Source organism: Trebonia sp. (assembly GCF_049794275.1).
GTDB lineage: Bacteria > Actinomycetota > Actinomycetes > Streptosporangiales > Streptosporangiaceae > Trebonia.
Genome location: NZ_JBARCR010000412.1, coordinates 1 through 7851, shown reverse-complemented (window position 1 = coordinate 7851; position 7851 = coordinate 1). Strand labels below are relative to the sequence as shown.

Annotated in this window: 10 protein-coding genes; 4 read left to right on the top strand and 6 right to left on the bottom strand. The window is 71.0% G+C overall.

All coding sequences use genetic code 11. The features are described 5' to 3' along the window. Together WA805_RS11285 and WA805_RS11280 are read right to left on the bottom strand one after the other, a co-directional pair. The coding region (locus tag WA805_RS11285) for an RNA polymerase sigma factor (RefSeq protein WP_425242315.1) at positions 1-1196 on the bottom strand (1196 nt) is incomplete at its 3' end. Then, positions 1193-1567, bottom strand: a complete 375-nt coding sequence (locus WA805_RS11280; protein ID WP_422275167.1) for a YciI family protein — start codon at positions 1565-1567, stop codon at positions 1193-1195. The genes WA805_RS11280 and WA805_RS11285, both read right to left, overlap by 4 nt. A 179-nt stretch (positions 1568-1746) precedes the next feature. On the opposite strand from WA805_RS11280, the gene WA805_RS11275 reads away from it, so the two are divergent. From WA805_RS11275 to WA805_RS11265, 3 genes are all read left to right on the top strand, one after another. Further along, a complete protein-coding gene (locus WA805_RS11275) occupies positions 1747-2247 on the top strand; it encodes a MarR family winged helix-turn-helix transcriptional regulator (protein ID WP_422323868.1) in 501 nt (166 codons plus the stop codon). 77 nt (positions 2248-2324) lie between these two features. Next, positions 2325-3749, top strand: a complete 1425-nt coding sequence (locus WA805_RS11270; protein ID WP_425242314.1) for an MFS transporter — start codon at positions 2325-2327, stop codon at positions 3747-3749. Between the two features lie 34 nt (positions 3750-3783). Next, the gene (locus WA805_RS11265; RefSeq protein ID WP_422325280.1) at positions 3784-4248 is read left to right on the top strand and encodes a heavy metal-responsive transcriptional regulator; all 465 of its coding nucleotides are present in this window, start codon (positions 3784-3786) and stop codon (positions 4246-4248) included. Positions 4249-4349: 101 nt separating this feature from the next. On the opposite strand, the gene WA805_RS11260 is transcribed toward WA805_RS11265, so the two are convergent. The 3 genes from WA805_RS11260 to WA805_RS11250 form a co-directional block, all read right to left on the bottom strand. Beyond that, entirely contained in the window at positions 4350-4868 is a 519-nt protein-coding gene (locus WA805_RS11260) for an SRPBCC domain-containing protein (RefSeq protein WP_425242313.1), read from the bottom strand. Next, entirely contained in the window at positions 4865-5182 is a 318-nt protein-coding gene (locus WA805_RS11255) for an ArsR/SmtB family transcription factor (protein ID WP_422274347.1), read from the bottom strand. The genes WA805_RS11260 and WA805_RS11255 overlap by 4 nt, the downstream gene beginning before the upstream one ends. An 85-nt stretch (positions 5183-5267) precedes the next feature. Then, positions 5268-6071 (bottom strand): response regulator transcription factor, encoded by an 804-nt coding sequence (locus WA805_RS11250; protein WP_424563133.1) that lies wholly within the window; start codon positions 6069-6071, stop codon positions 5268-5270. 108 nt (positions 6072-6179) lie between these two features. On the opposite strand from WA805_RS11250, the gene WA805_RS11245 reads away from it, so the two are divergent. After that, on the top strand, positions 6180-6539 hold the full coding sequence (locus WA805_RS11245; protein ID WP_422289402.1) for a hypothetical protein: 360 nt from the start codon (positions 6180-6182) through the stop codon (positions 6537-6539). A gap of 220 nt (positions 6540-6759) precedes the next feature. Here the strand turns inward: WA805_RS11245 and WA805_RS11240 are convergent. Next, on the bottom strand, positions 6760-7851 hold a 1092-nt coding region (locus WA805_RS11240; protein WP_425242312.1), incomplete at its 5' end, for an LLM class flavin-dependent oxidoreductase.

The following is a 7851-nucleotide window of genomic DNA, read 5'->3' as shown; positions in this document are numbered from 1 at the left end:
AGGTCGAACGCCTGACGGTAGGCCGCGGCGGCCTCCACGGGACGACCCAGCCGGCTCAGCAGGTCCGCCTTGATCGCGGGCAGGTACTGGTATCCCGACAGCCGCTCGTCGCCTTCAAGCCGCTCGACCTCCGCGAGCGCAGCCTCCGGGCCCGCGACCATGGACAGGGGCACGGCGCGGTTGAGCGCCACGACCGGGGACGGCCACACCTGCAGCAGCCTGTCGTACAGGGCGACGAGCTGCGGCCAGTCGGTCTGGTCGTACGCCGGCGCCTCGGCGTACAGCGATGCGATCGCCGCCTGCAGCACGTACCGCCCCGGCGGGGCGGCCCGCAGCGAGCTGACGATCATCGCGTCGGCCTCGGCGAGCGCGGCGCGGTCCCACCGGGACCTGTCCTGGTCCTTCAGCCGGAGCAGACGGCCGTCCGCGTCGACCCGGGTGGCCCGCCGCGCGTCGGTGACCAGCAGCAGCGCGAGCAGCCCGCGGGCCTCGGCGTCGCCGGGCATCAGGTCGCACAGCATCCGTGCCAGATGCATCGCCCGGTCCACCAGGTCACCGCGCACCAGCAAAGCGCCGGTCGGCGCGGTGTGGCCGGTGGTGAACAGCAGGTGGATGACGGCGAGGACGGCGCGGAGCCGCTCGGAAAGGTCGGCGGGGCGGGGGACGCGGTAGGGGATCCGCGCGGTGGCGATCTTCTTCTTCGCCCGGGTGATCCGTGCCGCCATCGTCGGCTCGGTCACCAGGAACGCCCGTGCGATGTCCGGGACCGGCAGTCCGCAGACCAGCCGGAGGGTCAGCGCCGCCTGGGCTTCCTGCGCAAGGGCCGGGTGGCAGCAGACAAAGATCAGCCGCAGCCGCTCGTCAGGGACGGCCTCGCTGAGCTGTTCCGCGTCACGCTCCTCCGGATGAACCGGCTCCTCCTCCTCGTCGTCCACCACGAGCAGCGGCAGCCGCGACCGCAGCGCCGCGTCCCGGCGGATCGCGTCGATCGCACGCCGTTTCGCGGCGGTGGTGAGCCAGGCGCCCGGGTTGTCCGGGACCCCGGACCTGTCCCACGCCGTCATGGCGGAGGCGTACGCGTCCTGGACGCATTCCTCGGCGAGGTCCAGGTCCCGCGCGACGCGCGCCGTCGCGGCGAGCACCCTGGCCCACTCGCGGCGGTGCGCGTCGGCGAGCGCCGCCTCGACCTCGGTCACCCGTCGGCCCGCCCAGGGCCCGAGTCCCGCTGCACGAAGCCGCCGCCGTGCACCGGGCGGATCTCGACGCCGCCGCCGTCCCGCACGACGGGGTTGGTCCTGGCGATGGCGATGGCCGCGTCCAGGTCCGGCGCCTCGATCACGTAGAACCCGGCGATGACCTCCTTGGAGTCGATGAACGGCCCGTCGGTGATCGCGTCGGCGCGGATGGAGGTCGCCATGTCCCGCGGCGTCAGCGCGTAGGCCATCACCAGCGCACCGCTGCTGGTCAGCTCCTCCGCGTGCGCGTCGGAGGTCGCGGTGTCCTCGGGTGTCGCGTCGGGGCGGTGGGCGGAGTCGTGGGCGTAGATCAGGATCGCGTACTGAGCCATGGTGGCTCTCCCTTCAAGCTCTCGGCCTGTTCACCCGTACGTCGGACGGATCGCGCGGAATCGACAGGCGACTCCCGCCGGCTTCTCCGCTTTTCATCATCCCGAACGGGCCCGTGGTGACTGCCCCGGCCCAGGAAATCTGTCACGGGATTATCTACCAATAGACGTATCCTGGCGGCATGGCCGTCACAGCTTCCCCCGTCAGCCAGCGCGAGCGCCAGGTTATCGACCTGAGCTTCCTGCTGAACCACGCGTCGCACGTCCTGGCTACCCGGATGACCGCGGCGTTCGCCGAGATCGGCATCACGCCGCGCGACTACTGCGTGCTCGCCCACGCCATGTCCGGCGAGTACACCCAGATCGAGCTGGCCAAGCTGTCCGACCTGGACAAGACCACGATGCTCAACACCCTCGACGAACTCGAGCGGGCCGGCTACGCGGTCCGCAGGCCGTCGCCCGCGGACCGCCGGGTCCGGATCGTCGCGGTCACCCCGGCCGGCGCCGGCCTGGTCGCCACTGGTCACCAGGTCGCCGACCGGGTGCACGGCGAGGTGCTCGACGCGCTGCGTCCGCAGGAGCGGCAGGCGTTCACTGGCGCGCTCACCGGCCTGGTGGCCGGACTGCTCGCCGAGCCGGTCGAGTGCGATCGGCCAGTGCGGAGGGCGCGAGTGCCCGGCTAAGCCGTGCCCCGGCGGACAGCCCAAAGGCCGTCCGTTAAGAGATTGTCTGTCTTTAGATCATCTGTTACGGTCGCTCTATGCTTCGTTCTCGCTGGTTCGCGCTCGTCATCCTGTGCGCGGCCACCCTGATGATCATCCTCGACGGCACGATCGTGACCGTCGCGCTGCCCGTGATCCAGGCCGACCTCGGGTTCACCCCGGCCAGCCTGAGCTGGGTCATGGACTCCTACCTGATCGCGTTCGGCGGCCTGCTGCTGCTCAGCGGCAGGCTGGGGGACCTGCTCGGCCGCAAGCGCATGTTCCTGGCTGGCCTGGCCGTGTTCACCCTCGCCTCGCTGGCCTGCGGGCTGGCCGCTGGCCCAGGGACGCTGATCGCCGCCAGGTTCGTGCAGGGCATCGGCGGCGCGATGGCGTCGTCGGTCACGCTGGGCATGATCGTCCGGCTGTTCACCCAGCCCGACGAGCAGCGACGGGCGATCGGCGCGTTCTCCTTCGTCGGCGCGGTCGGCGCCTCGGCCGGCCTGATCATTGGCGGCCTGCTCGTGCAGCTGGCGAGCTGGCACTGGATCTTCTTCGTGAACGTGCCGATCGGCGTGCTCGCCGGGATCGCCGGCTGGCGGCTGCTGGCCGCGGACCAGGGCATGGGGCTGCGCGCCGGGGCGGACGCGCTCGGCGCGGCCGCAGTCACCGTCGGCGTCATGCTCGCCGTCTACGCCATCGTCCAGCCCGCGGCCTGGTGGGCCGGTGTCGTCGCGGTCGCGCTGCTCGCCGGCTTTGTCCTCAGGCAGGCCACCGCCAGGACGCCGCTGCTCCCGCTGCGCGTGTTCGCCTCCCGCAGCGTGTCCGGCGCCAACCTCTCCCAGTTGTTCATCATCGGCGCCGCGATGGGATTCCAGGTGATCGTCACGCTCTACATGCAGCGGGTGCTCGGCTTTCGCCCGGCCGCCGCCGGCCTGGGGCTGTTTCCGGTCGCCGCCGTCATCGCGGCGGTGTCGCTCGGCCTGTCGGCGCCGCTGATCGGCCGGTTCGGCGCCAGCCGGGTGCTGGTCAGCGGGCTGGTGATGATCACAGCGGCGCTCGCGCTGCTCACCCAGATCCCGGCTCACGCCGATTACGCGACCTCCCTGCTGCCGCTCCTCGTCGTCTTCGGCCTCGGCGGCGGCCTCACGCTGCCCGCCGTGACCACCCTCGGCATGGCAGGCGCCACCGACGCCGACGCGGGCCTGGTCTCCGGCTTGTTCAACACCGCGCAGCAGGTCGGCGGAGCGCTCGGCCTCGCGCTGCTCACGACGCTGGCGGCCGGCCGCACCGGAACCGGCCCAGCGTCCCAGACGGCCCAGGCGCTCACCAGCGGCTACCACCTCGCCTGGGCGGTCGGCGCCGTCCTCGGCGCCGCCGCCATCGCCGTCGCGGTGATCGTGCTGCGCTCCCCGCGCCGACGCCAGCACGACGTCACCCGCCTCGCCGGCGAGGAGGCGTCACAGGTGCCCGCTTCCTCTTGAACCTGGACCGCGGTCCAGGGCTTACCGTCGTGTTATGGCGATCGATCAGCCCGCCGGCGCGCTGTCCGTCGGGCAGCTGGCAGCGCGCGCCGGGGTGCGCACGGACACGATCCGGTACTACGAACGGGCCGGACTGCTCCCGGAGCCACGCAGGACCGACGGCGACCACCGCAGGTACGGCGCGGCCGACCTGGACCGGCTGCTGTTCATCAGGGGCGCGCAGCGGCTCGGGCTGCGGCTCGCCGAGATCCGCGACCTGCTCGCCGTCCGTGACACCGGTACCTGCCCCTGCGGCCCGGCCGAGGCGGTGCTGCGCGAGCACGTCAGCGAGATCGACAGGGAGATGGCCCGGCTGGGCGCGCTGCGGGCCGAGCTAACCGGCATGCTCACAGCCATGCCAGGCCCCGGCTGCCCGGATCCGGTGCCAGGCACCTGGTGCGCGCCGGGACAGGCCGCGAACGCGGAAGGAGGTGACCGTGATGTGCTCGTGCTGCGATGACCCGACCTGCGAGGGCTGCTCATGCTGCGGCTAACCGCGAGAACTAGCCCTTAAAGACGGTCCCGCCCCGAGGCGCCAGGGCGGGGCCCTACACCTCGCCCTTACACCTCGCCCTTGAACTCCGCGGGCGGCCCCTCCTGCGGCCCGATGACCGGCTCGAACGCCGCAGAATACGCCGCGAACCGCCGCCGCCACGCATCCGGCTCCGCCGCCGTCCCGGCCAGCCGGTCCAGGCAGTCCTCCCAGCCCGCCGCGTTCCGCGCCGCCCAGCTCGCCTGCAGCTCGTCGGTGAGGACCAGCCGGGTGCCAGCGCCCTCAACGGACAGCTCGAACCGCAGCACCTCGTCCTCGCCCCAGGTGTACGACAACAGCCGGGGCTCGTCTACGGCGAGCACCGTGCCGGTGAGGGTCATGTCGATGACGTCGGCGGGGAACGGGAACGTGATCGCCGCGCCGACCGCCCACCGGCCGCCTTCGACGATCACGTCGCACGGGAACCACGCCTTGAGCTGCTCCCGCTCGGTGATCGCCCGCCAGACCACCGCCGGCGGATCGGGCAGGTACCGCGAAAGGCGCACCGCCGGCTTGGCGCCGGTCGTGTCGAGGGTGCCGTCGGTCATGCGTTCCTCCTGTGGTCCAGGTGCTCCTCGAGCCGGTCGAGGTGGCCGGCCCAGAGCGCGCGATAGCCGGCGAGCCACGCGTCGAGCTCGGCCAGCGGTTCGGGACGGATCCGGTACAGGCGGCGCTGCGCGTCGGCGCGGACCTCGACGAGCCCGGCGTCCTTCAGCACCCGCAGGTGCTTGGACACGGCGGGCTGGCTCATCCGCAGCCGCGCCACCAGGTCGCCCACGGGCAGCTCGCCGTCCCGCAGCAGGTCGAGGATCTCCTGCCGCCGCGGCTCAGCGAGCACCTGCAGCGTGGTGAGCGTCGCCATACCAGGAATCATGCTCCGTCAGGTATATAACTGTCAAGGCATATAAGATCACAAGGCGGTGAGCTAGGCTACGCCGCCGGCATTGCTAGGGGTCCAGACCCGGGCTCTCCAGGAACACTCGCTCTCGGGTGTAGATCGCGGCCGCTTGTGTGCGGGTGCGGACTTCGAGCTTGTCGTAGACGTGTTCAAGGTGCTTGCGGACGGTCCCGGGGCTGACGAAGAGCGCTTGCGCGATCACGGCGTTCGTCTCACCCGCGGCAGCCCTGGCGAGGACGACCCGTTCGCGTGGCGTGAGGCGCAGTAGCCTCATCCGAGCCGCCGCGGTGGAATCCATGAGCGCCGGATAGGTCCTTCGCGCGAGAGCGTTGCGCCGCAGCTGTCCCAGGTGCGGGACAAGGCGCTCGAGGGTGCGGCGATCGGTCTCGGTGAACCTGCTCCTGGTGGTGTCGAATACAAGCGACGCGCCGGTTGCCCTGCCGGTTGGCAGGAACACTTTCATCACGGCCCTGACCCCGAGCGGCTTGCAGACCTCGGCGTAGAGCCCCCGGCGGCGAAATTCGCGATCGCTGATGAAATCGGAGATCGCCAGAGGCCGCCCGAGCCATTCGCGATTGGGCAGCGAGTTCGCGCGCGGTGCCCCGCCGGCGAGTGGATCATCGCTTCTGACCTGCGGGTATGCATCCCAGACCGGCAAGATCGATGCCGGGTCATCGGCGGCCAGCGAGAACTCCAGCAGATCCTGCGGATCCCACTCCAGATAGCTGACCGCATCGCACCGGACCACCCTGCGCATGCCGACGAGGACGTTCGCGGGGAACGGCGTAGTGCCCTCGTCCGCGACCGCCTCCAGCAGGAAGTCCACCAGCGCCTCGTGGCGGTCTGCGCGCATCCTCAACACCCTCATCAGGAAAATACGCCGATCGACCCATTACCGCCAGCCCAGAGGACCGCTTCGATTACCGCTAAGCACCAAGAAAGGCCATGAAGGGAGGCCGTCATGAACCCCATCCGCCGCATCCACCGCATCCGCCGTCCCGCTGCCGTGCTGGCCGGCCTGGCCGCCGCCCTGGCGGCCTTCGGCACCCCGCCCGCGTTCGGCAGCACCCACCCAGGCACCCCGCCCGATAGCGGCCTGGCCGCCTGCGCGTATCCGCTGAGTACGCACCACGTCACCGCCGCCGACTACCGGCAGATCCGCGCCCAGTTCGCCGGCTCACGCTGGCCGGACCTGCGTACCGCTGGCACCGACTACGTGGACCTGGCCGTGCAGCTGCTCACCGCGAGAGGGACGGACGGATACGAGACCGTCTGGTTCTACCAGCGGCTGGCCGCCACCTGCGCCCAGCACGGACGGTGAAAAGAATGAGCATCCGCGAATATCTCGTCAAGGCATGCCAAGACGACGCGCTGCGAGCCGGCGAGCGAGACCGCCAGCTCCTGGAGGCGCGACGAGCGCGCATAGCGGGCCGGCATCATCAAGATCCTGCCGTTCCCGCCGCTGCCATCGCTCCGGTCGCTCGGGTAAGGCGGCTGGCCCGGCTGATGCTCCGCCGTGCTACGGCATAGGACGTAGCCGTTCAATGCCGGAACGCGGGCATCACCTCGGTGGCGAACAGCTCCGCCGACTGGCGGGTCTCGTCGAACGTCATGTCGCCGAAGGCGAGCTCGATCGCGACGTAGTTGATGCCGCCGACGTCGCGGTGGTGCGCCACCCAGTCGCGGGCGCCCGCCGGGTCGCCCGCGTAGAAGTGCCCGGTCGCGTGGATGCCCTCGTAGGTGTCCGCCGGCAGGACCGGCGGGTGCGGCAGGTCGTACCGCTTCCACAGCGACTCGAAGTTCGCCACGAACCCGGTGAACGCCCGGTTGGCGATCTTCATCGCCTCCTCGTTCGTGGGGGCGACGACGACGGACCTGGTAATCCCGAGCGGCGGCACGTCGGCCTCCGCGCGGCCCAGCGACGCCCATTCCGCCCGGTACGCGTCGGTCAGCGGCCGCACGGCCGGCGACGGCACCAGCGCCATCATCGGCATGCCGAGCCGCGCGCACCAGAGTGCCTTTTCCAGTGTCCGCGTCCCGTACCACAGCGGCACCGGGTCCTGCACCGGCTGGGTTACCACCGGCGCGTTCGTGATGTCGTAGTACTTCCCGTGGAAGTCGACGGAGGCCGCGCCGGACAGGCCCATCCGCAGCACCGCGAACGCCTCGTCGAACCGCTCCTGCGTCTCTTCTCCCGGCACGCCGTGGAAGCCGGTCTCGATCGGCGAGATGCCGCGCCCGACGCCGAGGTCGAGCCGCCCGCCGGTGAGCTGGTCCAGCGTGCACGCCTCCTCGATCACGCGCATCGGGTGGTACAGCGGCAGGATCGAGATCAGCGTGCCGAGCCGGATGACCGAGGTGCGCTGCGACGCCGCGGCCAGCATCAGGTGCGGCGACGGGGTGATGCCGAGCGGAGTCCCGTGGTGCTCGGCCATGTGGTAGGCGTAGTAGCCCAGCCGCTCATACTCCTCGACCAGCGCGAGCCGCTCGGCTAGCTGCTGCGTGGTCGGCCGCCCGGAGGCGTCGTTGTGGTCAAAGACCCCGAAGCGCATCATCGCCCTCCCGGCAGTGGAGCTTGCGGCCGCGACGGTCACCACGAGGCCGTTCCGGATAATGCTCTTAAATACCCCCTT